This is a genomic window from Kocuria himachalensis (assembly GCF_054784195.1).
Genome location: NZ_BAAGPL010000005.1, coordinates 61684 through 85735, shown reverse-complemented (window position 1 = coordinate 85735; position 24052 = coordinate 61684). Strand labels below are relative to the sequence as shown.

Here is a 24052-nt window from a genome sequence, read left to right as displayed (position 1 = left end):
ACTGGCCGGCATGAGCGCACCGCACCCCCACGCCTCCGCCGACGTCCGGGCCCACCAGGACTTCGACGCCACCGCGTCCTCGCTGCAGGAGCAGGCCGACCCCCGCGTGCTCGCCGAGCTGCAGTCCATCCGCGGCACCATCGACAACATCGACGCGGCCCTGGTGCACCTGCTCGCCGAGCGTTTCAAGGCCACCCAGCGCGTCGGCGTCCTCAAGGCCACGCACGGCCTGCCCGCCGGAGACCCGGACCGCGAGGCCGCCCAGATCGGCCGCCTCCGGGCGCTCGCCGCCTCCGCACAGCTCGACCCCGAGTTCGCGGAGAAGTTCCTGAACTTCATCATCAGCGAGGTCATCCGCCACCACGTGGCCCTCTCCGAGGACCACCGGCGGCAGGACGACGACCCGTCGTGACCCGCAGCGTCCCGACCGGTCCCCGGCGCACCGACCCCGACGTCCCCGGCGTCCTGGGCACGGCCCTCGGCGCGATGCCGGGCACCGACGTCGTCGAGTCCGTCACGCTGCTGCGGGGTGAGCTCGGCGCCCCGCACATCTCGTTCCTGCCCGTCCTTCCGGGCCGCGGTGCGGCCGCCGACCCCGTCGCCCGCACGGCGGCGGTGCTCGACGAGCTGTACGCGGACCAGCAGCCCCACGGGCTGCGCGTGTCCGGAGTGCCGGGCAAGGACTCCCGGTCCGCCCGGGCGCTGCTGGCCGGCGACGTCAACGTGCTCGCCGACGTGATCGGCGCCGAGAGCGGTCCCGACGACGCGCCGGTCAAGACCCAGCTGCTCGGCCCGCTCAGCCTGGCCGCCCGGCTCCACCTGCACGCGGGGGAGCGGGCGCTCAAGGACCACGGCGCCCGCCGCGACATCGCGGACTCCTTGGCCTCCGGCGTCCTCGAGCACGTCCGGGCCGTGCGCGCCGCGGCGCCCGGGCGCGACGTCATCGTCCAGCTGGACGAGCCCGAGCTCGGCCGGGTGCTCGCGGGCGGCCTGCCCACGATGAGCGGCTACCGGACCCTGCGCGCGGTCCCCCTCGCGGAGGCACGGCGGTCGCTCCGAGCCGTCGTCGACGCCTGCCGGGCGGCCGGCGCCGCCGCCGTCGCCCTGCGGCTGCCGCCCGAGGTCGATCCCCGGCTCGCCCGGGAGACCGGTGCGGACGCCGTGCAGGTGCCGGCCCCCACCGGCTCCGTCCACGACTGGGAGCCGCTCGCCGCGCTCGTAGAGGACGGCATGCAGCTGTGGCTCGGCCTCGTTCCCGTGCACCCCGGATCGGCCCGCGCCCTCGCCTCGGGCGTGTGGTCCGTCTGGCGGGACCTGGGCCTGCCGGCCACCGCCCTCGACCAGGTCCGGATCACACCGCGCGAGGAGCTCGACGCCCTGGGCCCCGCCGCGCTGCGCGAGGTCCTCGCTCGGGTCACCGGGACCGCCTCGGCGCTGGCCCGGACCGCCGCCGAGGACTGAGCCCGTCCCACCTCGTGGACCGACACACTCCGTGCCGAGGTGCGGGCCGGGCCGCAATCCGCCACAATGCAGGTGGACCCCGGTCCACCACCACGCCCAGGACACCCCGGGCCACGACGCCCCGGACGCCCCGGGTCACGGCGGCCCCCGCCCCGGCGGGTCCGCCCCACACCACCGGAGAGGCGATGAACGCGCGAATACTGGTCGTCGACGACGACGCCGCCCTGTCGGAGATGATCGGGATCGTCCTGACCGCAGAGGGCTTCGAGCCCGTCTTCTGCTACGACGGTGCCACCGCCGTGGACACCTTCCGGGCCGTGCGCCCGGACCTGCTGCTGCTCGACCTCATGCTCCCGGGCAAGGACGGCATCCAGGTGTGCCGCGAGATCCGCACGATCTCCGACGTCCCGGTCGTCATGCTCACCGCCAAGTCGGACACCGTCGACGTGGTCCGCGGCCTGGAGGCCGGGGCCGACGACTACGTGCCCAAGCCGTTCAAGCCCGCCGAGCTCGTGGCCCGGGTCAGGGCCCGGTTGCGCCCCGTCGAGCGCGCCAACTCGCAGGAGCTGCGGATCGGCGACCTGACCATCGACGTGAGCGGGCACAGCGTGCACCGCGGGGACCACGAGATCGGCCTCACGCCCCTCGAGTTCGACCTGCTCACCGCCCTGGCGCGCGCACCGCACCAGGTGTTCTCGCGGGAGATGCTGCTCCGCGACGTCTGGGGCTACCAGCACGCCGCCGACACGCGGCTCGTCAACGTCCACGTGCAGCGGCTGCGCTCCAAGATCGAGCGTGACCCGGAGAGCCCCGAGATCGTGGTCACCGTGCGCGGCGTCGGCTACAAGGCGGGCACGTCCGCCCGATGACCCCGCCGGACGCCGCCGTCTCCCCCCGGCGCCGTGGGCCGGCCGGTGCCGCGTCCCGGCGGCTGCGGCTGGGGCGGCTCCTGCTGGCCCGCCGGTGGCGGCAGTCCCTGCAGTTCCGGGCCATCGCCGTGTCCCTGTCCCTGACCGCGCTGGCGTTCTTCGTCACGGGCAGCTTCCTCTCGCACCAGATCGCGGACCGGCTGTTCAACGAACGGCTGGACCAGGTCCTCGCCTCGGCCACCGCGGACTTCGAGCAGGTGCAGGCCAGCTTCGACGCCTCGGACGCCTCCGACCGCGACGAGCTGCAGGCGCTCGTGGCCTCGACCCTCGGTTCGCTCTCGGTCGACGGTGCGGAGACGGAGCGCTGGATCCTGCTCCCGATGGACTTCACGAGCGGGCAGACCCTCATCCCGGCGCAGAGCCAGAACCCCTGGATGACCTCGAGCACGGTGCCGCCGGAGCTGCAGGAGCGGCTCGCGGAGCAGGACGGCGTGTTCTGGCAGCCCGCCTCGGTCAGGGTGACGGAGAACGGGGAGGAGGCCCCCGTCATCGTCGTCGGCACCGTGGTGGACCTCTACCAGAACAGCCGCTACGGCCTCTACCTCGTCTACGACTTCTCCGAGCCGCAGCGCACCCTCGACGCGATGCACGCGGTGCTGCTCCTGTCGGTGGTCGTCCTGCTCCTGCTCGTGGGCGCGATCGTCTGGTACGTCACCCGCGAGGTCGTCCGTCCCGTGTCCAGCACCGCCCGCGTGGCCGAGCAGCTCGCGGACGGCGACCTGGGCGTGCGGATGCCCGTCAGCGGCTCCCACGAGGTCGCCCGTCTCGCCCGGTCCTTCAACCGCATGGCGGACAGCCTGCAGGAGCAGATCACCCAGCTCGAGCAGCTCTCCTCGATGCAGCAGACCTTCGTCTCGGACGTCTCCCACGAGCTGCGCACCCCGCTGACCACGGTGCGGATGGCGGCCGAGGTCCTCTTCAACGCCCGCGAGGACTTCGACCCCGTCAACCGGCGCTCCGCCGAGCTGCTCTACCACCAGGTGGACCGCTTCGACTCCCTGCTGGCCGACCTGCTGGAGATCTCCCGCTTCGACGCGGGCGCGGCCCGGCTCGAGGTGGCCAGCGTGGAGCTGTTCTCGGTCGTGCACGACGTCGTGGAGGCCGCCGCCCCGCTCGCCGTCTCCTCCGGCTCCACGGTGCGGGTGCGCTCGGAGCTGTCCCGCTGCACCGTCCAGGGGGACCAGCGACGGATCGAGCGGATCCTGCGCAACCTCGTGGTCAACGCCCTCGAGCACGGGGAGGGCCGGCCCATCGACGTCGTCGTCGGGGCCTCCGAGGTGGCCGCGGCGGTGGCCGTGCGCGACCACGGCATCGGGATGACCGAGGAGGAGGCCGCCAAGGCGTTCAACCGCTTCTGGCGTGCGGACCCCGCCCGGGCCCGCACGACCGGGGGGACGGGGCTGGGCCTCGCGATCGCCACCGAGGACACCCGGCTGCACGGCGGCCGGCTCGACGTCTGGGGCGCCCCGGGGGAGGGCGCGTGCTTCCGGCTCACCCTGCCCCGGACCCGCGCACGGCGGCTCGGGCCCGACGACGAGAGCCCGCTCGGCCTCCCGCCCGACGCCGACGCGTACCCGGAGACGGCGGTGGTCACGAGGACGGGGACCCTGGCCCTGGCGCCCCCTGCCGCCGCGGGGCAGGCGCCCTCCGCCTCCGCGGCGCAGTCGTCCGGCGTCGAGGAGGACCGGTCATGAGCGGGACCCGGCGGCCAACGCGCACGGCCGCGCTGGCCCTGGCCGCGGCCGTGGCGCTCGGCGGCTGCGGCGCCATTCCCCGGACGGGACCCGTGCACCGGCACGCCGAGCCCACCCGGTCCGCCGTCCAGCCCTCCTACGACGTCGAGCCGGCCGGCCCCCGCGAGGGGGCGACGCCGGAGCAGATCGTGCGGGGCTTCCTCGCGGCCGGGACCGGCGTGGCCGACGACTACTCCGTGGCCCGCGAGTACCTCACCCCGGAGCTCGCGGGCACCTGGCACCCCGACGCGCGCACCCTCGTGCACCGCGGGGACGCCGTGCCCGTGCCCCGGCTCGAGGAGAACGAGTACCGGGTGAACCTCGAGGTGGACAGCGTGGTCGACGGCAACGGCGTGATCGAGCGCAAGCCGGCGGGCGCCACCGAGGTGCTCGACTTCGACGTGGTCCAGGTGGACGGCCAGTGGCGGATCGCCGACGCCCCCGACGCGACGGCGCTCACCCCGGACGACTTCGAGGACATCTTCGAGCCCCACCACCTCTACTTCGCGGACGAGGACCTGTCCAACGTGGTGGTCGACCCCCGGTGGTTCCCGGACCGGGTGCCGGTGTCGACGTCGATCGTGCGGGCCCTGCTCGGCGGCCCCGCGCCCTACCTCCGAGGAGCGGTGACCTCGGCGTTCCCCCCGGGGACCACGCTCGCGCGCTCGGCGGTGCCCGTGCGGGACGGCACCGCCACGGTGGAGCTCAGCGTGCCCGAGTTCGACCCGGCGAACATCGAGATCAACCGCCGGATGCACGACCAGCTCTCGTTGAGCCTCCGGTCCCTCACCGCGGTGAACGACGTGGAGCTGCTCGTCGAGGGGGCACCGGTGGAGCTGGGCGCGGGGTGGACGGACTCCGCGCCCGTGCAGGACGTCACCGTCCCGTCCCGCCAGGTGGGGCTGCGCGACGGGGCGCTGGTGTTCTACCAGGGTGGTCAGACCGAGAACGTGGACGGGATCCCGCCGCTGGACGGCCACCACCCGTCCAGCCCCGCGATGGACGCCGCCGCCGAGCACTTCGCGTTCGTGGACACGGGCACGGGCTCGCTGGTGACCGTGGCCCGGGAGGAGGAGCCCGTGGAGCGACTCAGCGGGACCGGCCTGACCCGGCCGAGCTTCGACGAGCACGGGTGGGTGTGGACCGGGGACTCCGCCGGGACCGTCCGGGCCGTGCGCACCGGCTCGAGCGCCGGGGACCCGGTCCGCGTCGAGGCCTCCTGGCTCGCGGCTCGGACCGTGACCTCCCTGCGGATCTCGCGCGGGGGCACGCGCGCGCTCGTCGTCACCGAGGACGACGGGGTCTCCCAGATCTGGCTGACCGGCGTGGTGCGCGAGCCCGACGGCACGCCGCGCCGGCTCAACGAGCCGTTCCGGGTGGCCGCGGACGTCGACGCGGACGCGGCGCTGTGGCTCAGCGACCGGGAGTTCGTCGCGGCACCGCTCGGCGGGACCGGCTCCGTCCGGCCCCGCGTCTACGACGTGTCCGGGCGCTTCCGCGAACTGCCCGGCGTCGTGGGTCTCACCGGGCTCAGCGGCGGCAACGGCACGTCCGCCGTCTACGCCGTGGCCGGCGGCACCCTGCACATGCTCACCGGAAACGCCTGGGCGCCGCAGAGCGAGGACGTGCTGGACACGGCGTTCGCCGGCTGACGACCCGCCGTCCACAGGCCCGGCAGTCCGGACCGGAGCCGTGCCCCGACCACGTCTGCGGGCACGGGCCAGGATGGGAACATGACCTCGACCTCGACCTCGTCCACCACCCGCGCCCTCGACCGGGCGGCCGTCCGGGTCCTCGACCGGCTGGCCGAGGCCGCCGAGGTGCTCCTGCCCGTGGAGTGCGCCGTGTGCCGTGCCCCAGGGGTCTCCCTGTGCCGTGCCTGCCGGCTGGTGCTGCGCCGGTCCTGCGCCCGTCCCTTCGAGGCGTCCTCGGCCGCGCCGCTGCTCGACCCGCCGCTGGCGGTCGTCGCGGCCGGGCGCTATGCCCACGGACTCGCCACGTGCCTGCTCGCGCTCAAGAGCACCGGGCGCACGGACCTGGTCCCCGTGCTCGCCGCCTGCCTGGCCACGGCCCTGCACGCGGCCGCACCCGGCTGGCCGCCCGGGCCCGTTCTGCTCGTCCCGGTGCCCACGAGCCCCGCGGCCCTGCGGCGCCGCTGGTTCGACCCGGTGCGGCTGCTGCTCGAGGACTGCGCGCGCCGCGGTGTGCTCCCCGCCGAGGCGGTCGTGGGCCGCGGGCTGCGGCACCGCAGGACCGGGGCCCTCCCGACCGGGCCGGCGCAGAAGCGACTGGGCACCGCGGGCCGGCGGGCCCGTCCTGCCGGGTCCATGCGGTGCGCCGCGGCCCCCGGCGCCCGCTGCGTCGTCGTCGACGACGTGCTGACCACGGGCGCGACCCTCGGGGAGGCGGCCCGCGCGCTGCGGGCCGGTGGGGCCGAGGTGGTCGGTGCGGTGGTGCTCGCAGCCGTGCGCCCTCCGGCGGTTCCGCTCACCGCTGATTCAGGTCCGGCGCGGCCGGGGCCGGGTGTACATCCCGTGTGATTCAACTAACGTTGAGTCACGGGACGCAACAATCCTCCCGGGTGGGCGGCGCCATCCGCCCACGTCACCCCCGAGATTTGGAGGGCATCATGGAACTGAACGTCATGGGGCGCAACGTCGCCGTACCGGAGCGGTTCAAGGAGTACGCCGCCGAGAAGGTCGTCAAGTTCGAGGAGCTGGGCGAGAAGGTCCAGCGCATTGATGTCAAGGTCACCAAGGACCACGCGCTGCCCGGGCACCAGGGCATGGGCGTGGAGATCACGGTCTCCGGCCGCGGCCCCGTCCTGCGGGCCGAGGCCCGCGGCGACGACAAGTTCGCCGCCTTCGACGAGGCCTACAGCAAGCTGCTCGAACGCCTGCGCCGGGCGCGCGACCGCCGCAAGGTGCACCGCGGCGCCCACCGTCCCACGGCCGTTCACGAGGCCACCGGCGCCCTGCCCGTGGTCCCGAGTTCCGGACCCATCTACACCACCGCCGCCGAGCTCGCGACCGCCGAGCAGGAGGCGTTCGACCAGAGCGTCAGCCTCACCGACGCGGTCACCCCCGTCGAGATCCGGCGCAAGCGGTTCCCGGCCTCCGAACTGAGCGTCGACGAAGCCGTCGACCACATGGAGCTCGTCGGCCACGACTTCTACCTCTTCGTCGACAAGGACACCGGCGAGCCCTCCGCGGTCTACCGCCGCAAGGGCTGGAGCTACGGCGTGATCAGCCTCAGCGAGGACGGCGAGGAGTCCGAGGAGAGCGTCCGGGCCTACCAGCCCGAGCCCGCCCGCTGACCGCACCCCCGTGACGGCAGGCCCGTCCGGCTGGGTGCCGGCCGGGTCCCGCCCCGGAAGAGCCCGGTGGTTGCGGCCACCGGGCTCGTCCGCGCCCGGAGACCGGCACCGGCTCCCGTAGACTGGAGACGGTGCCGGATACCCCCCCCCATCAGTCCCAGCACGGCAGTCGAACACGAGGAGCGTGTGCACGTGGCGTCATTCCTGGAGAAAGTCCTCAGGACCGGAGACAAGAAGGTCCTGACGAGGCTGCGGTCCTACACGACCGCCATCAACAGCCTCGAGGACGGCTTCCGGGAGCTCAGCGACGCGGAGCTGCGCGCCGAGACGGACGCGTTCCGGGCCCGGGTCGCCGACGGCGAGTCCCTGGACCGGCTGCTGCCCGAGGCCTTCGCCGTGGTCCGGGAGGCCGCGTCCCGCACCCTCGGCCAGCGCCACTACGACGTCCAGCTCATGGGTGGCGCCGCCCTGCACCTCGGGAACATCGCCGAGATGAAGACCGGCGAGGGCAAGACCCTCGTCGCCACGGCCCCCGCCTATCTCAACGCCCTCTCCGGCAACGGCGTCCACGTCGTCACCGTGAACGACTACCTGGCCGAGTACCAGGCCAACCTCATGGGGCGCGTCTACCGGTTCCTGGGCATGGAGACCGGCGTGGTGCTGGCCAACCAGGACCCGGCGACCCGCCGGCAGCAGTACGTCGCCGACATCACGTACGGCACGAACAACGAGTTCGGCTTCGACTACCTCCGCGACAACATGGCGTGGAGCCCCGACGAGCTCGTGCAGCGGGGCCACAACTTCGCGATCGTCGACGAGGTGGACTCCATCCTGATCGACGAGGCCCGCACCCCGCTCATCATCTCCGGACCCGCCTCCGGCGAGGCCAACCGGTGGTACACCGAGTTCGGCCGCCTCGTCCAGCGGCTCGACGCGGGCACGGACTACGAGGTGGACGAGAAGAAGCGCACCGTGGGCGTGCTCGAGTCCGGGATCGAGAAGGTCGAGGACTGGCTCGGCATCGACAATCTCTACGAGGCCCAGAACACGCCGCTCATCGGCTTCCTGAACAACGCCATCAAGGCCAAGGAGCTCTTCCGCGCCAACAAGGACTACGTGGTGCTGAAGGGCGAGGTCATGATCGTCGACGAGCACACCGGGCGCATCCTCGCGGGCCGCCGCTACAACGAGGGCATGCACCAGGCCATCGAGGCGAAGGAGGGCGTGGAGATCAAGGCGGAGAACCAGACCCTCGCCACGGTCACCCTGCAGAACTACTTCCGCCTCTACGAGAAGCTCTCGGGCATGACCGGAACCGCCGAGACCGAGGCCGCGGAGTTCATGAACACCTACGGGCTGGGCGTCGTGTCCATCGAGACGCACCGTCCCCTCGCCCGCATCGACCGCCCCGACCTCGTCTACAAGAACGAGGTCGCGAAGTTCGCCGCGGTGGTCAAGGACATCGAGGAGCGGCACGCGCTGGGCCAGCCGGTCCTCGTGGGAACCGTGTCGGTCGAGAAGAGCGAGTACCTCTCGAAGCTGCTCGCCCAGCGCGGCGTCCGCCACGAGGTGCTCAACGCGAAGAACCACGCCCGGGAGGCCGCGATCGTCGCGCAGGCCGGCCGCAAGGGCGCGGTGACCGTGGCCACCAACATGGCCGGCCGCGGAACCGACATCATGCTCGGGGGCAACGCAGAGTTCAACGCCGTGGACCGGATGCGGGAGAAGGGCCTGGACCCGCAGCGGGACGCGGAGGACTACGAGCGCGTGTGGCCGGACGTGATGGCCGCCTGCGAGGAGGAGACCCGCGCCGAGCACCAGGAGGTGGTCGCCGTCGGCGGTCTCTACGTCCTGGGCACCGAGCGCCACGAGTCGCGGCGCATCGACAACCAGCTGCGCGGACGCTCCGGGCGCCAGGGGGATCCGGGCGAGTCCCGCTTCTACCTCTCCCTCGCGGACGACCTCATGCGGCTGTTCAACGCCGGCGCCGCCCAGCGGCTCATGGCGGGGGCGCCGGACGACACCGCTCTCGAGCACAAGATCGTCTCCCGCGCCATCGCCTCGGCGCAGAGCCAGGTCGAGGGGCGCAATGCCGAGCAGCGCAAGAACGTCCTGAAGTACGACGACGTCCTCAACCGCCAGCGCGAAGCGGTCTACCGCGACCGCCGCCGGGTCCTCGAGGGCGACGACCTCCAGGGGCAGATCGCCCAGTTCGTCGACGAGGTCGTCACCTCCACCGTGCAGGACCGCACGGCGGTCGGCCACCCCGAGGACTGGGACCTGGACGGCCTGTGGGAGTCCCTGCGCACCATCTACCCCGTGACCCTGTCGGTCGACGAGGTCGTGGAGGAGGCCGGGGGCCGCACGCGGCTCACGGCGGAGTTCCTGCGCGAGCAGATCCTCTCCGACGCCCGCCTCGTCTACGACCAGCGGGAGGAGGAGGTCGGCGCGGAGGCCATGCGCAACCTGGAGCGGCGCGTGCTGCTGTCGGTCATCGGGCGCAAGTGGCCCGAGCACCTCTACGAGATGGACTACCTCAAGGAGGGCATCGGCCTGCGCGCCATGGCCCAGCGCGACCCGCTCGTGGAGTATCAGCGCGAGGGCTACGCGATGTTCCAGGAGATGATGGGCGCGATCCGCGAGGAGACGGTCTCGACCCTGTACCGGATGGAGATCCGCCGCCAGCGCGTCGGCCCCGACGGCGGGCCCGTCGAGCTGCAGATCCCCCGTCAGCCCAGTTTCCTGCAGTACACCGCGCCCGCCGAGACCGGCGGCACGCAGACCCGCACGGAGCCCACCGCGGCGGGCCGAGGGGAGGACGAGACGGACGCCGGCGAGGCCTCGCCCAACCGGGCGGGACGCCGGGCCCGCGCCCGGGCCGGCAGCGCCGAGTCCTCCGACGGCTGAGTGCTCCGAGGGCTGAGTGCTCCGAGGGCTGAGTGCTCCGACGGCTGGGTCCTCCGGGGGTTGAGCGCGCCGTGACGCGGTGCGCTCAGCCGACCTCGAGCTGCGTGACGCTCCAGCCCCGGCCCAGGCGCTCCGCGCGCATGGCCACGGCCCGGCTGCGCCGCGGCTCGACCACCACCAGGGCCACCTCGTAGATCCCGCGGTCGACCCGGCAGACCCGGCACCTGCGCACGTGGGGGTTGCGGTGCAGCTCCTGGAGCGCGGCCTTGCCCTCGAACTGCTCCTGCAGCAGCCGGAGCATGTCGACGCGCTGCTGGAAGCGCTCCACGATCTCCGGGGTGGTCCAGCGGCTCAGCTGCGCGGCCGGCCGGCTCCCGCCGAGCACCTCCACGGCAGCCTGTCCGATGGACCGGGCGAGCGCCGTGACCCGGCCCAGCTCGTCCTCGGCGTCGTGGCCCAGCACGCGCGTGGCACCCCACGTGTAGCCGCCAGGGGCCGTGGGCGGCGCCGGGCGCGTGCGGCGTGCCGGCGGACCGGCCGTCGGGCGTCCGCGCTCGGGCGCGAGCGGACGGGCAACCGGGTCGGAACCGGCGGCGGGTGCGTTCATGACGGGCCTCCTGGGAACGGTGCTGCGGTGGGTCGGTGGGCGGGTGCTGCGGAGCCGGGACGCGGGCACATCAGGGGTCTCCGGCGCCGGGCACCAGGAGCCGCTGGCCCGGCAGGAGCCGGTGCGGGCCGTCCGCGAGAACGTGCCGGTTCAGCGCGTACCAGCGGGGCCACGCGCGGGCGACCTCCACGTCGGAGGCCGCGGGCCCCAGATGGGCGGCGGCCAGGGACCACAGGGTGTCCCCGTGCACCACCGTGACGGCGCCGTCCACCGTGCGCTCCGCCGCCGACGCCCCCGTCCGTGGGGGGCAGGGGGTCGGCGCGGTCGGGGCCACGGGGGCGGGCTCCCGGTCCCTGTCCCGGTCGGGATCGGACCCGGCGCCGGAACCGGGTTGGCGCACCGATCCCGGTGCCTCCGGGGTGGGGGCCGGCGCGTGCGAAGCGGGGGGCGTCTCCTGCGGAGCGGGAGGCGTCGCCTCCTGTGCGGACGCACCGGCGTCCCAGAACGGGGAGGGGTGGTCGTCGGCGGCCGCCCCCGGGGCCGCGAGGAGCTGCAGGCCCAGTGCCGCGGTCGCCGCGCGGCGCAGCAGGACGGGAGAGCACCGCCCGCAGATCCCTGCCAGGCGCTCCCAGCGGTGGTGACCGGCCAGCACCGCGAGCACCGCCAGGGCGGCGGCGAGGGTCCAGACCACCACCACGGCGCAGCCGATCACCGCCGCGGCCAACCCGATCAGCGCTCCGGTGCCCGAGCCCCCGGTGAGGCGGCCGCCGCTCGCGCCCGCCAGGACGGTGCCGCAGGCCCCGGTGGCCGCGCCCAGGGCGGGCACCAGGAGCACCGACCACGGTGGTGTGACGGTGGTGCGCGCGGATCCCGTCGTGCCGTTCATGCCGTCTCCCGAGAATGGTCTTTGATACCGTTTGATAGCGTTTGATTCAATTTGACGTTCCAGGTCAGGATTAGCACTTGTCGGCCGCCGGTGTAAAGGGATCGGCGGACCGCGGTGGACATGACGTTCCTTGACCGGTGCGGGGCGGACGCCTACGTTGAGGCCCTGCGCGACCGGACGGCCCGGGAGCCGGACGAGGAGGCCCCGCAGTGCGCTGGGAGCAACTGTTCGCGGACCTGGAGGCGCAGCTGGCCTCCGCGCACCAGCAGGGTGTGGAGGAGGAGGCCGCGGAGCAGGCCCGCGCGGAGTACTCGCGGGTGCGCCTGGCCGACCGGTTGCGCCTCCGGCAGGGCGAACCCGTCCGGGCCCTGCTGACGGGGTCCGTGCCGGTCGAGGGCCGGGTGCGCACGGTGGGCGCCGGCTGGGTCGCCCTCGAGGACCGGGGGACCGAGCACCTGGTGCCGCTGGGCGCCGTCCTGTGGTGGGAGTCCCTCGGCCGGGGGTGGGCGCCCGGTGACGACCCGGTGGCGCTGCGGCTGGGCCTGGGACACGCGCTGCGCGCCCTGGCCCGGGCCAGGGCCGGGGTGCGGATCCGCCTCACCGGAGGAGGACCGCTGGGCGAGCTCGACGGGACGGTGGACCGGGTGGGCGCGGACTTCTTCGACCTGGCGCTGCACCCGGACGACGACTACCGCAGACGCAGCAGCGTGACCGCTCTGCGCGCCGTGCCGTTCCCCGCGCTGGTCTGCGTCTCCTCGCTCACGGCGGGGTGAGCCGGCCGGCGGCGCCGTCCCGGTGGCTCAGTCGAGTGCCCCCGAGCGCACCGCTTCCGCCGTCCGCTCGTACCCGCGGGCGATGTACTCCTCCAGCTTGGCGGTCTCGACGCGCCACTGGCCCCGTCCGCCCACCTGGATGGCGGGCAGCTCCCCGCTGCGCACGAGAGCCCTCGCCTGCGTGGCCGAGATGTTGAGGATCTCGGCGACGTCCGCCAAGGTCAGGAAGCGCTGCTGCGCCATCCTCCGCCTCCTTGCTCGTGGTTGCTCTCCCGTTCCAGTCTGCCACCGAACGGGCGGAGCGGCTCCTCGTCCACATGCGGCCGAGGCGACCGTCCCGCGGGCTCGGGGGCGCGGTCCGGGGCGCGCGTCCTGTCCCCAGTTGTGCACCGACCGGTTCCCGGGGACCGTGCCCGCGGGCAGAATGTGCGCGACGAGCACGGTCCGCACGGCCGTGCCGAGCATCGAGAGAGGCGGTCGCCGATGAGCGGCACGGTCAGGGGCACGGACGCTCCGACGGCCCGGTTCCGGAGACCGACATGGCGGGACCCGAGGCTGCTCACCGGGCTGCTGCTCGTGCTGCTCTCCGTCGCCGGGGTGACCGCCGTGGTCACCGTCACGAACCGGACGGATCCCTACCTGGCGGCCGCCCGCGACATCGAGGTCGGGCAGGACGTGACCGGGGAGGACGTGGTGGCCGTCGACGTCCGGCTGCAGGACGCGGCGGACCTGTACGTCCCGGCGGACGCCGCGCCCGGACCGGGCACGGTCGCGACGCAGCGGATCCCGGCGGGCCAGCTGCTGCCGGGGACCGCTCTGGGCACCGCGGACCGGCTGGACCGCAAACCGGTCGCCGTCCCGGTGGACCACCCGCTGCCCCAGGACGCCGGGGCGGGAACGCGCGTGGACGTCTGGGTCGCCGCGCAGAAGCCCTCCGGCCGCGGCCACGAGCCGGCCCGCCTGCTGCTTCCCGCCGCCGAGATCGCCGGGGTGCAGGCGGAGCAGACCGCCCTCGGCGCGGGCCGCGGCACCGTGGTGCACGTGCTGGTCGAGGAGGACCCGATGGAGGAGCTCGTGGACGCGCTCGGCAACGACGCCCGCGTCACGCTCGTGTGGAATCCCGCGGGCGGCCGGTGATGGTCCTCCCGGTCATGGCCCTCGGGGTCTCGACATGGCCCCTCGTCGACGGGATCGAACGGCTGCACGGGCCGGTCACGGTGGTCCGCCGCTGCCTCGACCTCACGGAGCTGCTGGCCGCGGCACGTTCCGGCCTGGGCCGGGCCGCCCTCGTCGCGGAGGGCGCCGAGGACCTCACGGCGAGCCTGCTGGAGCAGATCCGGCTCGGCGGCGCGGCGCTGCTGGTGCTCGAGGGCCACGACCACCGCCGCCTCGCCGGCCTGGGCGCCGTGGTCGTCCCGGAGCGCGCGACCCCCGAGGACGCCGCGCGCCTCGTCGAGGAGGCCGTCGCCGCCGCGACGGGCGCCGCGAGCGCCGTGGGGTACGCCGACGTCGTCGCGGCGGGACGTGCGGACCCGACGGCCACCGGGGACGCGACGTCCTCAGCGGCCGGCGCGGACCCGCGCGACGGGGAGGACCCCGGCGGCGCGGAGCCGCCGGGCCCCCGGGGCACGGGGCGGATCGTGGCGGTGTGGGGACCCACGGGGGCGCCGGGCCGGACCACGGTGGCCGTCAACCTCGCCGCCGAGCTCGCGCTCCTCGGGCAGGACACGGTCCTCGTCGACGCGGACACCTACGGCCCCTCGGTGGCCGCCGCCCTCGGGATGCTGGACGAGGCGGCGGGTCTGGCCCAGGCGTGCCGGCTCGCCGACCAGGGGCGGCTCGACGGCGCGGCCCTGCGGCGGACGGCGGCCGACGTGGCCGTCGCCGGGCGCACCGTCCGGGTGCTCACGGGACTGACCCGCCAGGACCGCTGGCCGGAGCTGCGCTCGAGCGCCGTGGCGGCGGTGCTCGAGCGCGCGGTGCAGGAGTTCGGCACCACGGTGGTGGACTGCGGCTTCGCGCTGGAGGCCGACGAGGAGCTCACCGTCGACACCATGGCTCCCCGCCGGCACGCGGCGGCCCTCACGGTCCTGGAGCGCGCCGACGTGGTGGTGGCCGTGGGCGCCGCGGACACCATCGGCGTGCCGAGACTGGTCAAGGGCCTGCCGGACGTCGCCGCGGCCGCGCCCGGCGCCCGGCTCGTCGTCGCCGTCAACAAGCTGCGCCGCTCGGCGGCGGGACGCTCCCCGGAGCTGGGGATCCGGGAGGCGTGGGCGCGGTTCGGCTCCGGCCCGGCGGTCGAGCTGTTCGTGCCGTGGGACCCGGCGACCTGCGACGAGGCGCTGCTGGCGGGGGCCGTCCTCGCGGAGACCGCGGCGGGGACCCCGGTGCGGGCCGCGCTCCGGGCGCTGGCCGGCCGGGTGCTCGCCGACCCCGGGGAGGCCGGGGAGGGCGGGGACCCGCTCGTGCACGGTACTAGGCTGGGCGGCAGGATCGGGGCCTGGCTGCGGCGCTGATCGCGGGGGCACCGTCCGGGTCCCCCCACCTGCGACCACCGGAGGCGATGTGGCGTTCACGGAACTGCTCAGGGACACCCATGACTTCGGGCCCGGGGACTACGAGTGGCTCCACCTGCTCGTGGGGGACTGGCAGCTCATCTCCGACCTCGCCTTCGGCGATCTGATCCTCAGCTTCCCCGCCGACTACATCCCGGCCGCGGGCAGCGGCAACGGCCGTGGCATGCCGGCCCCCGGCAGCCCGTTCCGGGTGCTCGCCCACGTGCGGCCCGCGACGGGTCCCACGGTCTTCCACAAGGACATGGTGGGCGAGCTGCTGCCCGAGGAGCTGAGCGGGTTCCTGCGGGCCGCCTGGGTGGGCCGGCGGATCGAGCGGGTGCGCGCGGCCGGGGAGGAGGCGGGCTCCTCCGGGCCCGTCAAGGTGGTGCCGCTCGTGCGCAAGGGGCGGACGCTCGCCCTGCTGACCCTGCACACCGGACGGTCTCCGGGGCAGGTGGTTTCCCGGCAGGAGATCGTCTACCGCGAGACGGCCGACGCGCTGCTGCGGATGGCCAACGAGGGCCTGTGGCCGGACTTCTCCGCCCCGACGGGATCGCGCCGCGGCGCGCCGCGCGTCGGGGACGGGGCGATCCGGCTCGACGCCGAGGACCGCGTGACCTACGTCTCGCCCAACGCGGAGTCGGCGCTGCGCCGGCTGGGGATCGACGGCGAGCTGCTCGGGGAGCGGCTCATGGACCTCGTGCCCCCCGTGCTGGGGCCCGGAGCGGACGCCGACGAGACCCTCGCCCCCGTGCTCAGCGGGCGGACGGCGTGGCGCACCGAGGTGGAAGGCGCGCGCGTGAGCGTCAACTTCCGCTCCGTCCCGCTGCGGGACCGGTCCGGCCGGCTCGGGGCGGTGCTGCTCTGCCGGGACGTCACCGAGCTGCGCCGCCGGGACCTGGAGCTCGTCTCGAAGGACGCGACCGTGCGGGAGATCCACCACCGCGTCAAGAACAACCTGCAGACCGTCTCCGCACTGCTGCGCCTGCAGGCCCGGCGGATGACGACGGACGAGGCGCGCCACGGCCTCGAGCAGGCCATGCGCCGGGTCGCGACCATCGCGATGGTGCACGAAACGCTCTCCCAGGGGTTCACGCAGAACGTGGACTTCGACGAGCTCATCGCCCGGCAGTTCCGGCTCGCGGCGGAGGTGGCCTCCCCCGGGCAGACGGTGCACACCCGGATGATCGGCGAGTTCGGCGAGCTGCCCACCCGCCTGGCCACCCCCCTGGCGCTCGTGATCAACGAGCTCGTCACGAACGCGGTCGAGCACGGCCTCGCCGGGCGGACCGGCACGGTCACGCTGGAGGCGTCCCGCGTGCAGGACGAGGCCGGCCCCGGTCAGCTGCTCGAGGTCGTGGTGAGCGACGACGGCGCCGGGATGGGCGACGTCGTCATCGAGGAGTCCGGGGTCGGGGCCTTCCGCCGGGCGGCCGGCGGCGAGGGGCTCGGGATGCAGATCGTGCGCACTCTCGTGGCGGGCGAGCTCGGGGGCCGGATCCGCTGGGAGCCGCGGCAGGGCGGGGGCACCGAGGTGACGGTGTGCGCCCGGCTCGACGACTAGGCCCGGGCCGGGCCGGGGAGCGGCGAGGACCGGGACCCCGCGGGGTTCCCGGTCCTCGGTGCGAGCGCAGCGCTCAGGAGGCGCGGCGGGCGCGGGCGGCGCGGCGCTTGAGGGCGCGGCGCTCGTCCTCGCTCATCCCGCCCCAGACGCCCGCGTCCTGGCCGGACTCGAGGGCCCACTGGAGGCAGGTGTCCATCACCGGGCAGCTTCGGCACACGGCCTTGGCCTCCTCGATCTGGAGGAGAGCAGGTCCGGTGTTGCCCACGGGGAAGAACAGCTCGGGATCCTTCTCCAGGCATGCTGCGCGGCTACGCCAATCCATGGTCAGCGATCGCTCCTTTCAAGGGCGGGTCCCGGAGCGCAGGGCAGAAGGATCCTGCGGCGGCCGCGTCCGGGACAAGAGAAAAGGCCCATTCGCACGGGCCTTGTGAAGAACTGACGTCCACCTTCCCACGCCCAGGGGGTGTGGACAAGGGCTTTGGGGGGCGCGTCACACCCGGGTCGGTGAGGCGTTGCTCACAGGATGCCCGGGCGGGCGGCTCCGTGGTCCGCGCGGGCGCCCGCACCGGCGGCCGGCGGACTAGGGTGGCGGGGAGCGCCAGGGCCCGCGCCCGCAGCCCGGCCGGAAGGAGAACGCCCATGCCCACCCCGTCCCGGGACGCCCGGCCGCGCGAGGTCGTGGTCCTGACCGGCGTGGTGCTGCTCGAGGCCCTGGTCCTCGCGGGGGCCGCGCTGCGGCTGGTCTGGTCCCTCCTGTTCGAGGAGCCCCTGACCGTCGGCGGAACCGTCTTCCTCGCGGCGGTCTCTGCCGGGGGCGCCCTGTGGCTGCTGCGCGTGGGCCAGGGACTCTGGCGCGGCTTCCGGTGGCCCCGCGCGGCCGCCCTCGTGGTCCAGCTCTTCCTCCTGGTGCTCGCCTACCCCCTGCTCCGGTCGGTGCAGTGGGCGCCCGGGCTCGCGACGGCCGTGCCGGCCGTCGTCGTGCTCGTCCTGCTCTTCCGGCCGGGCGTGCTCGCGTGGACGAGCCGCACCGTCCGGTAGCGGACCGCCCGTCCGGCTCCGCCGCGGCCCCGGGGCGCGCCCGCCCCGGACCGCCGGCCCGGACCAGTACAGTTGAACCGCCCGTGCCCGCCGACGTCGTGCCCGGCCCCCGTCCTCTCCCCTCCCTCCCGCCGAGCAGCTCCGAACAGGTGGTCCCGTGACTCCCCGCCGCATCGTCATCGTCAGCCGCATCTTCGCCCCCGAGCCGGCCGCCGCGTCGTTCCGGCTGCGGGCCCTGGCCCGTGGCCTGACCGAGGCGGGGGCGCAGGTCACGGTCCTCACCACGCGCCCGCCCGCCGGGTCCGTGATCGAGCCCGAGCCCTATCCGGTGCGCCGGTGGCCCGTCCTGCGGGACCGGTTCGACTACGTGCGCGGGATCGTCCAGTACCTCAGCTTCGACGTCCCCGTCCTCTTCCGGCTGCTGGCCACCCGGGCCGACCTCGTGGTCAGCGAACCGCCCCCCACCACGGGGATGGCCGTGCTCGTCTCCTCGGTCCTCCGGGGGCGGCCCTACGTCTGGTACGCCCCGGACATCTGGACCACCGCCGCCGAGAAGATGCAGGTGTCCGCGCCGGTGAAGCGGGCCATGCGCCTCATGGAGACCCTCGCGGCCCGGCGGGCCGCGGGCGTGCTCACCGTGTCCGAGGCCATGGGCCGCGAGCTGCAGTCCGTCACCGGCGTGGCGTGGGAGAAGGTGCTCGTGGCGGAGAACGGCATCGACACCGACGTCTTCCGCCCCGACGGACCCGTGGCCGAGCCCGGCGCCCCCTACTTCGTCTACGCCGGGTCGATGTCCGAGTGGCAGGGCGCCGACGTCTTCGTCCGCGCCATGCCCCGCGTCCTCGCGGCCCACCCCGACGCCCGGCTGCGCTTCTTCGGCCGCGGCTCCGACATCGACCGGGTCCAGGAGATCGCCGAGCGGCTCGCCCCCGGGAGCGTGCACTTCGAGGGGCTGCGCCCCGCCGCCGAGACCGCCGAGTGGACCCGGGGCGCCGTCGCCGCCCTGGGGGCGGTGCTCCCGGGCATCGGCTACGACTTCACCAAGCCCACCAAGATCTACGCCGCCGCGGCGTGCGGGACGCCGGTCGTCTACGCGGGGGCGGGGGTCGCCGCCGAGCTCGTGGAGGCCAACGGTCTGGGCGCGGCCGTCGACCACGACGCCGACGCGGTGGCCGAGGCCATGATCGCCGCCCTCGACCGCCGGCTCGACCCGGCGCTGGCCGAGGACAACGACCGGGAGCGCCGCCGACGGGCCGCGTGGGCGGCCGAGAACGCCTCTCTGGCGGCCTCCGGTCGCCTCGCCGCCGACTGGCTGCTCCAGGGCTTCCCCGACTGATCAGGTACTTTGGTACGCAGCGCACGCCCGGTGCGCCCGTGCCGCCCCCTCACCGGCCGGACGCCGGCCGGGCCCACCACGACACCAACCCCAGGAGTTAGCCCGTGAACGCAGATCTCGTCGTCGTAGGGTCCGGCCTGTTCGGCCTGACCGTGGCCGAGAGGGCCGCCAACGAGCTGGGCCTCGACGTGGCCATCATCGACCGGCGGCCCCACATCGGGGGCAACGCCTACACGGAGAACGAGCCCCAGACCGGGATCGAGGTGCACCGCTACGGCGCCCACCTGTTCCACACCTCCAACGAGCGGGTCTGGGACTACGTGAACCGGTTCACCGACTTCACGGACTACGTGCACCGCGTCTACACGCGCCACCACGACGAGGTCTTCCCCATGCCGATCAACCTCGGCACCATCAACCAGTTCTTCCGCGCGGCATACTCCCCGGCCGAGGCCCGGGCGCTGATCCAGGAGCAGGCCGGCGAGCTCGCGGGGACGGACCCCCAGAACCTCAACGACAAGGGCATCCAGCTCATCGGCCGGCCGCTCTACGAGGCGTTCATCAAGCACTACACGGGCAAGCAGTGGCAGACGGACCCCAAGGACCTGCCCGCCTCGATCATCAACCGGCTCCCTGTCCGCTACACCTACGACAACCGGTACTTCAACGACAAGTACGAGGGACTCCCGGTGGACGGCTACACGGCGTGGCTCGAGCGCATGGCGGACCACCCCAAGATCGACGTCCGGCTGGACACCGACTTCTTCGACGAGGGCCACGACTACTCCCGCTCCGCCGTCGCCGGGCAGGTCCCGGTGGTCTACACGGGCCCCGTGGACCGGTACTTCGACTACGCCGAGGGCGACCTCTCGTGGCGGACCATCGACCTGGAGCAGGAGGTCCTGCCCATCGAGGACTTCCAGGGCGCCCCGGTGATCAACTACCCGGACCCCGACGTCCCCTTCACCCGGATCCTGGAGTTCCGCCACTTCTACCCGCAGCGCGACTACACCACGGACGCCACGGTGATCATGCGGGAGTTCTCCCGCTTCGCGGAGAAGGGCGACGAGCCGTACTACCCGGTCAACACCTCGGTGGACCGCGAGAAGCTGCTGAAGTACCGCGACCTCGCCCGCGGCGAGGACAACGTCCTGTTCGGCGGACGCCTCGGCACCTACAAGTACCTGGACATGCACATGGCCATCGGGGCCGCGCTGTCCATGGTCGACAACAAGCTCACGCCCCACTTCACCGGCGGGGCCACCATCGAGAGCGGGGGAGTGGACGCGTGACCGCGACGACCCAGGACACCGAACGGACCGGCACCGAGGGCACCGCCCACCGAGTGCTGCAGGAGCTCGTCTTCCCGGCCAAGGACCGTTTCCCGACCCAGCCCCTCTACCTGGACTCCCGGGCGGACACGGGCACCGCCGCCCAGCAGGAGGACACGAAGGAGCAGCGGCCCCAGATCGTGGTCAACGTGGCCTCCGACGCCGGCGCCGCCGGCGGCGCGGCGATCCTCGGCCGCACGTCCGTGCGCGTGCCGGCCCGGAGCACCGTGTCCTTCGCCACGTACTTCAACGCGTTCCCGGCCAGCTACTGGCGGCACAACACCCATCTGCGCGAGGTCGTGCTGCGGGTGCGCACCACCGGCCGCGGCTCGGTGAACGTGCACAGCTCCAACGCGCGCAGCGAGTCCGTGCCCGTCTCGGTGCACGAGGTCTCCGGCGCCGACCGGCTGACCGAGGTCCTGCTACCGCTGACGGCCTTCGCCGACGGCGGGTGGTACTGGTTCGACGCCACCGCGGGGGACCAGGAGCTCGAGGTGCTGGGCGCCCAGTGGCTGGGCGACGGCACGGGCACCACGGAGGGGTCCGTCACCCTCCAGATCACGACCATGAACAAGCCCTCCTACTGCCTCACCAACGCCCGCCTCCTGGACGAGCAGCGCGACCAGCTGCCGCAGGTCGCGCAGGTCGTGATCGTGGACCAGGGCAACCAGAAGGTCGTCGACGAGCCGGGTTTCGCGGACGTCCAGGCGCGCTTCGGCGACCGCCTGCGCGTCATCGACCAGGGCAACCTCGGCGGGGCCGGCGGCTTCGCCCGCGGCATGTACGAGGCCGTCCGCGCCGACAGCACCTACGTGCTGCTCATGGACGACGACGTCGAGATCGAGCCGGAGGCCGTGCGCCGGATCAGCGTCTTCGCCGACTTCTGCAAGCGGCCCACGCTGGTCGGCGGGCACATGATCGACCTGCTCAACCCGACGAAGATCCACAACTTCGGCGAGGCCATGGACCCGTACAGCTTCCAGTACGGCCCCGCCGGCGAGGGCGTGGAGATCGGCCACGACTTCCGGCGCAGCAACCTGCGCAGCACGGCGTGGATGCACCGCCGCATCGAGGTGGACTACAACGCGTGGTGGATGTGCCTGATCCCCACCCGGGTGATCCGCGAGATCGGCCTGGCGCTGCCCGTGTTCATCAAGTGGGACGACGTCGAGTACGGCATCCGCGCCAAGGCGGCCGGCTACCGCACCGTGTCCCTGCCCGGCGTGGCCGTGTGGCACCTGGCCTGGGCCGACAAGGACGACACCATCAGCTGGCAGGCGTACTTCCACAAGCGCAACCAGCTCGTGGCAGCCCTGCTGCACTCCCCGTTCGACCGCGGCGGCGAGGTGCTCGGGCGCAACGGGATCAAGGACCTGCGGCACCTGTTGTCCATGCAGTACTTCGCGGAGGAGGCCCGGGTCCTGGCACTCCGGGACGTCCTGGCCGGCCCGGAGACCCTGCACGAGCTGCTGCCCCAGCGGATCCGGGACGTGCGCCGGATGATGACCCAGCACTCCGACGCCGTGTACCAGCCGGACCTGGACGCGTACCCCACGGTCGCGTCGGCCAAGCCCGTCCGGACGCGCCGGCTCTCCGCCCCGCACGGGCTGAAGGTGCTCACCTCCGCGACCACCGCCGTGGTGCGCCACCTCGCCGTGCGCCCGCAGGAGCAGGCCGAGCAGCACCCGCAGGTGCACCTGCCCTACCAGGACGCCCGGTGGTGGCGGCTCGCCCGCTACGACAGCGCCCTGGTCTCCGCCTCGGACGGCACCGGCTACACCTGGTACAAGCGCTCGCCCCGGGAGGCGCGCGCCCTGATGGCGGAGTCCCTGCGGCTGCACGCCCAGCTGGCCCTGCGCTGGCCGGAGCTGTCGCGCCGCTACCGCGCCGCGCTGCCGGAGGTGACCTCCATGGAGGCCTGGGAGGCGACCTTCCGCGAGCACTCGGAGATCGGCGCCTGATGCCGGCTGCCACGGTCGTCCGGAGACCGTCCCCCGGGACGGGGCTGCCGGCGGTGTTCCGCCAGCGCTACCTGCTGAAGCTGCTCGTCGACAAGGAGCTGCAGATCCGCTACCGGGGCACCGTCCTCGGGCTGCTGTGGTCCTACGTCAAGCCGGGGATCCAGTTCGTGGTCTTCTACGTGGCCCTCGGCATCTTCCTGGGCCTGGAGCGGGGCATGGAGAACTACGCCGTGTACCTGTTCTCCGGGATCATCCTGATCAACTTCTTCTCGGAGTCCTTCGGCAACGCGGCGCGCTCGATCGTGGCCAACGCGAGCCTGATCAAGAAGATCTACCTGCCCCGGCAGATGTTCCCGGTGGCGTCCGTGTGGGTGGCCGGGGTGCACCTCATGCCGCAGCTGGTCGTCATGCTCCTGGCCGCCCTGATCGTGGGCTGGTCGCCCACGTGGATCTCCCTGCTGGCCGTGCCCGCGGCGCTGCTGATCGTGGGTCTGCTGGGGGCCGGGCTGGGCATGCTCTTCGGCGCGGCGAACGTGTTCTTCCGCGACGCCGAGAACTTCGTGGACCTGATCGTCATGGTCAGCACGTGGTCCGCCCCGGTGCTCTATGCGTGGACGATGGTCCGCGACGTGCTGGGCCCGGTATGGTTCGCCGGGTTCATGCTCAACCCCCTGACCGTGGCCGTGGAGCTCTCGCACGCGGCGTTCTGGCTGCCGACCACCACCCCCGGCGCCCACGAGGTGCCGCCCCACCTGTTCTCCCTCTGGACGCCGGTGGCGCTGCTCGTGGTCACGGTCATCATGTTCCTGGGCGACCTGCTGTTCCGTCGCCTCGAGGGCCGATTCGCGCAGGAGCTGTGACGATGAGCACCGACCGCACCACCCCGCCGGCCGAGCCCGCCGTGGTGGCCGAGCACCTGGCCAAGGAGTTCTCGCTCCGCCACGCCCGCTCCCTCAAGGAGACGGTGATGTGGCTCGCGCGGGGACGTCGCCAGGACATCTCCAATCGCTTCCGGGCCCTCGAGGACCTCAGCCTCAGCATCCGGCCGGGCGAGAGCGTGGCGCTCGTGGGGCTCAACGGCTCCGGGAAGTCCACGTTCCTCAAGCTGGTCTCCGGCGTGATGAGCCCCGACGGGGGCTCGCTGACGGTCAACGGGCGGGTGGCCGGGCTGATCGAGGTGGGCGCGGGCTTCCACCCCGACCTCACGGGCCGCGACAACGTGTACCTCAACGGCGCGATCCTCGGGATGTCCAAGGAGGACATCGACCGGAAGTTCGACCAGATCGTGGCGTTCTCCGAGATCGAGCAGTTCATCGACACCGAGGTGAAGTTCTACTCGTCCGGCATGTACCTGCGCCTGGCGTTCGCCGTGGCGGTGTTCACCGACCCGGACATCTTCATCATCGACGAGATCCTCTCGGTGGGCGACGAGCCCTTCCAGCGCAAGAGCCTGGGCCGGGTCAAGGAGCTCTCGGCGGAGGGCAAGACGCTGCTGGTCGTCAGCCACGACTTCGACGTGGTCCGCAAGGTCTGCGACCGCGGGGTGTGGATCGAGCACGGCCGGGTCCGCAGCGACGGGCCCATCGACGAGGTGATCGAGCAGTTCCGCGCCGCGGAGAACGCCGGCTGACGGTCCCCCACCCGGACGACGACGG

At 73.6% G+C, this 24052-nt stretch carries 22 protein-coding genes; 18 read left to right on the top strand and 4 right to left on the bottom strand.

Annotation, left to right across the window (positions count from 1 at the left end; all coding sequences use genetic code 11):
* Positions 1 to 10: 10 nt before the first annotated feature.
* The 8 genes from ACYVM4_RS03815 (at position 11) to secA (ending at position 10346) form a co-directional block, all read left to right on the top strand.
* Positions 11 to 412: a chorismate mutase gene (locus tag ACYVM4_RS03815; RefSeq protein WP_368820260.1), complete on the top strand. Its 402-nt coding sequence runs from the start codon at positions 11 to 13 to the stop codon at positions 410 to 412.
* Positions 409 to 1461: a uroporphyrinogen decarboxylase/cobalamine-independent methonine synthase family protein gene (locus tag ACYVM4_RS03810; protein ID WP_368820259.1), complete on the top strand. Its 1053-nt coding sequence runs from the start codon at positions 409 to 411 to the stop codon at positions 1459 to 1461. Before ACYVM4_RS03815 ends, ACYVM4_RS03810 begins: the two co-directional genes overlap by 4 nt.
* A gap of 185 nt (positions 1462 to 1646) precedes the next feature.
* Positions 1647 to 2330, top strand: a complete 684-nt coding sequence (gene mtrA / locus ACYVM4_RS03805) for an MtrAB system response regulator MtrA (protein WP_368820258.1) — start codon at positions 1647 to 1649, stop codon at positions 2328 to 2330.
* Entirely contained in the window at positions 2327 to 4084 is a 1758-nt protein-coding gene (mtrB, locus tag ACYVM4_RS03800) for an MtrAB system histidine kinase MtrB (protein ID WP_368820257.1), read from the top strand. The genes mtrA and mtrB overlap by 4 nt, the downstream gene beginning before the upstream one ends.
* Entirely contained in the window at positions 4081 to 5775 is a 1695-nt protein-coding gene (locus tag ACYVM4_RS03795) for an LpqB family beta-propeller domain-containing protein (RefSeq protein WP_460667718.1), read from the top strand. The genes mtrB and ACYVM4_RS03795 overlap by 4 nt, the downstream gene beginning before the upstream one ends.
* Positions 5776 to 5856: 81 nt before the next feature.
* A complete protein-coding gene (locus ACYVM4_RS03790; protein WP_460667717.1) occupies positions 5857 to 6663 on the top strand; it encodes a ComF family protein in 807 nt (268 codons plus the stop codon).
* A gap of 89 nt (positions 6664 to 6752) precedes the next feature.
* Positions 6753 to 7439 carry a ribosome hibernation-promoting factor, HPF/YfiA family gene (hpf, locus tag ACYVM4_RS03785; protein ID WP_368820254.1) on the top strand — a complete coding sequence of 229 codons (687 nt, stop codon included), beginning with the start codon at positions 6753 to 6755 and terminating at the stop codon, positions 7437 to 7439.
* Positions 7440 to 7631: 192 nt separating this feature from the next.
* Positions 7632 to 10346 carry a preprotein translocase subunit SecA gene (gene secA, locus ACYVM4_RS03780; RefSeq protein WP_368820253.1) on the top strand — a complete coding sequence of 905 codons (2715 nt, stop codon included), beginning with the start codon at positions 7632 to 7634 and terminating at the stop codon, positions 10344 to 10346.
* A gap of 85 nt (positions 10347 to 10431) precedes the next feature.
* On the opposite strand, the gene ACYVM4_RS03775 is transcribed toward secA, so the two are convergent.
* Both ACYVM4_RS03775 and ACYVM4_RS03770 read right to left on the bottom strand, forming a co-directional pair.
* Positions 10432 to 10953: an Rv3235 family protein gene (locus ACYVM4_RS03775; RefSeq protein WP_460667716.1), complete on the bottom strand. Its 522-nt coding sequence runs from the start codon at positions 10951 to 10953 to the stop codon at positions 10432 to 10434.
* A 70-nt stretch (positions 10954 to 11023) separates the two neighbouring features.
* Positions 11024 to 11839, bottom strand: a complete 816-nt coding sequence (locus ACYVM4_RS03770) for a LysM peptidoglycan-binding domain-containing protein (protein ID WP_460667715.1) — start codon at positions 11837 to 11839, stop codon at positions 11024 to 11026.
* Between the two features lie 209 nt (positions 11840 to 12048).
* Between ACYVM4_RS03770 and ACYVM4_RS03765 the strand changes: the two genes are divergently transcribed.
* The gene (locus ACYVM4_RS03765; protein ID WP_460667714.1) at positions 12049 to 12612 is read left to right on the top strand and encodes a hypothetical protein; all 564 of its coding nucleotides are present in this window, start codon (positions 12049 to 12051) and stop codon (positions 12610 to 12612) included.
* A gap of 27 nt (positions 12613 to 12639) precedes the next feature.
* Here the strand turns inward: ACYVM4_RS03765 and ACYVM4_RS03760 are convergent, their stop codons facing one another.
* On the bottom strand, positions 12640 to 12855 hold the full coding sequence (locus tag ACYVM4_RS03760; RefSeq protein ID WP_017833632.1) for a helix-turn-helix domain-containing protein: 216 nt from the start codon (positions 12853 to 12855) through the stop codon (positions 12640 to 12642).
* A 240-nt stretch (positions 12856 to 13095) separates the two neighbouring features.
* Here ACYVM4_RS03760 and ACYVM4_RS03755 point away from each other — a divergent pair, with 240 nt between their 5' ends.
* Genes ACYVM4_RS03755 through ACYVM4_RS03745 form a run of 3 tightly spaced genes read left to right on the top strand, consistent with a single transcriptional unit; the run spans position 13096 to position 16731 of the window.
* A complete protein-coding gene (locus ACYVM4_RS03755) occupies positions 13096 to 13749 on the top strand; it encodes an SAF domain-containing protein (RefSeq protein ID WP_460667713.1) in 654 nt (217 codons plus the stop codon).
* On the top strand, positions 13749 to 15128 hold the full coding sequence (locus ACYVM4_RS03750; RefSeq protein ID WP_460667749.1) for an AAA family ATPase: 1380 nt from the start codon (positions 13749 to 13751) through the stop codon (positions 15126 to 15128). Before ACYVM4_RS03755 ends, ACYVM4_RS03750 begins: the two co-directional genes overlap by 1 nt.
* A gap of 49 nt (positions 15129 to 15177) precedes the next feature.
* The gene (locus ACYVM4_RS03745) at positions 15178 to 16731 is read left to right on the top strand and encodes a sensor histidine kinase (protein ID WP_368820251.1); all 1554 of its coding nucleotides are present in this window, start codon (positions 15178 to 15180) and stop codon (positions 16729 to 16731) included.
* A 73-nt stretch (positions 16732 to 16804) separates the two neighbouring features.
* Here the strand turns inward: ACYVM4_RS03745 and ACYVM4_RS03740 are convergent, their stop codons facing one another.
* Entirely contained in the window at positions 16805 to 17053 is a 249-nt protein-coding gene (locus ACYVM4_RS03740) for a WhiB family transcriptional regulator (RefSeq protein WP_017833636.1), read from the bottom strand.
* Between the two features lie 317 nt (positions 17054 to 17370).
* On the opposite strand from ACYVM4_RS03740, the gene ACYVM4_RS03735 reads away from it, so the two are divergent.
* From ACYVM4_RS03735 to ACYVM4_RS03710, 6 genes are all read left to right on the top strand, one after another.
* Complete coding sequence (locus tag ACYVM4_RS03735) at positions 17371 to 17769, top strand: hypothetical protein (RefSeq protein ID WP_460667712.1); 399 nt, start codon at positions 17371 to 17373, stop codon at positions 17767 to 17769.
* A 157-nt stretch (positions 17770 to 17926) separates the two neighbouring features.
* Complete coding sequence (locus tag ACYVM4_RS03730; protein ID WP_368820249.1) at positions 17927 to 19105, top strand: glycosyltransferase family 4 protein; 1179 nt, start codon at positions 17927 to 17929, stop codon at positions 19103 to 19105.
* A 104-nt stretch (positions 19106 to 19209) separates the two neighbouring features.
* On the top strand, positions 19210 to 20397 hold the full coding sequence (glf, locus tag ACYVM4_RS03725) for a UDP-galactopyranose mutase (protein ID WP_368831542.1): 1188 nt from the start codon (positions 19210 to 19212) through the stop codon (positions 20395 to 20397).
* On the top strand, positions 20394 to 22397 hold the full coding sequence (locus ACYVM4_RS03720) for a glycosyltransferase (RefSeq protein ID WP_460667711.1): 2004 nt from the start codon (positions 20394 to 20396) through the stop codon (positions 22395 to 22397). The genes glf and ACYVM4_RS03720 overlap by 4 nt, the downstream gene beginning before the upstream one ends.
* Positions 22397 to 23257 carry an ABC transporter permease gene (locus ACYVM4_RS03715; protein WP_368820246.1) on the top strand — a complete coding sequence of 287 codons (861 nt, stop codon included), beginning with the start codon at positions 22397 to 22399 and terminating at the stop codon, positions 23255 to 23257. Before ACYVM4_RS03720 ends, ACYVM4_RS03715 begins: the two co-directional genes overlap by 1 nt.
* A gap of 2 nt (positions 23258 to 23259) precedes the next feature.
* Positions 23260 to 24027, top strand: coding sequence for an ABC transporter ATP-binding protein (locus ACYVM4_RS03710; RefSeq protein ID WP_368820245.1), 768 nt, complete (start codon positions 23260 to 23262; stop codon positions 24025 to 24027).
* Positions 24028 to 24052 lie beyond the last annotated feature (25 nt).

What these genes read in the sequence shown, in the direction of transcription:
- ACYVM4_RS03750 (WP_460667749.1), top strand. Translation starts at nt 13,749, where the DNA reads ATGGTCCTCCCGGTCATGGCCCTCGGGGTCTCGACATGGCCCCTCGTC.
- mtrA (WP_368820258.1), top strand. Translation starts at nt 1,647, where the DNA reads ATGAACGCGCGAATACTGGTCGTCGACGACGACGCCGCCCTGTCGGAG.
- ACYVM4_RS03790 (WP_460667717.1), top strand. Translation starts at nt 5,857, where the DNA reads ATGACCTCGACCTCGACCTCGTCCACCACCCGCGCCCTCGACCGGGCG.
- mtrB (WP_368820257.1), top strand. Translation starts at nt 2,327, where the DNA reads ATGACCCCGCCGGACGCCGCCGTCTCCCCCCGGCGCCGTGGGCCGGCC.
- ACYVM4_RS03770 (WP_460667715.1), bottom strand. Translation starts at nt 11,839, where the DNA reads ATGAACGGCACGACGGGATCCGCGCGCACCACCGTCACACCACCGTGG.
- ACYVM4_RS03710 (WP_368820245.1), top strand. Translation starts at nt 23,260, where the DNA reads ATGAGCACCGACCGCACCACCCCGCCGGCCGAGCCCGCCGTGGTGGCC.
- ACYVM4_RS03815 (WP_368820260.1), top strand. Translation starts at nt 11, where the DNA reads ATGAGCGCACCGCACCCCCACGCCTCCGCCGACGTCCGGGCCCACCAG.
- ACYVM4_RS03795 (WP_460667718.1), top strand. Translation starts at nt 4,081, where the DNA reads ATGAGCGGGACCCGGCGGCCAACGCGCACGGCCGCGCTGGCCCTGGCC.
- ACYVM4_RS03775 (WP_460667716.1), bottom strand. Translation starts at nt 10,953, where the DNA reads ATGAACGCACCCGCCGCCGGTTCCGACCCGGTTGCCCGTCCGCTCGCG.
- ACYVM4_RS03735 (WP_460667712.1), top strand. Translation starts at nt 17,371, where the DNA reads ATGCCCACCCCGTCCCGGGACGCCCGGCCGCGCGAGGTCGTGGTCCTG.
- ACYVM4_RS03715 (WP_368820246.1), top strand. Translation starts at nt 22,397, where the DNA reads ATGCCGGCTGCCACGGTCGTCCGGAGACCGTCCCCCGGGACGGGGCTG.
- ACYVM4_RS03760 (WP_017833632.1), bottom strand. Translation starts at nt 12,855, where the DNA reads ATGGCGCAGCAGCGCTTCCTGACCTTGGCGGACGTCGCCGAGATCCTC.
- hpf (WP_368820254.1), top strand. Translation starts at nt 6,753, where the DNA reads ATGGAACTGAACGTCATGGGGCGCAACGTCGCCGTACCGGAGCGGTTC.
- ACYVM4_RS03755 (WP_460667713.1), top strand. Translation starts at nt 13,096, where the DNA reads ATGAGCGGCACGGTCAGGGGCACGGACGCTCCGACGGCCCGGTTCCGG.
- ACYVM4_RS03740 (WP_017833636.1), bottom strand. Translation starts at nt 17,053, where the DNA reads ATGGATTGGCGTAGCCGCGCAGCATGCCTGGAGAAGGATCCCGAGCTG.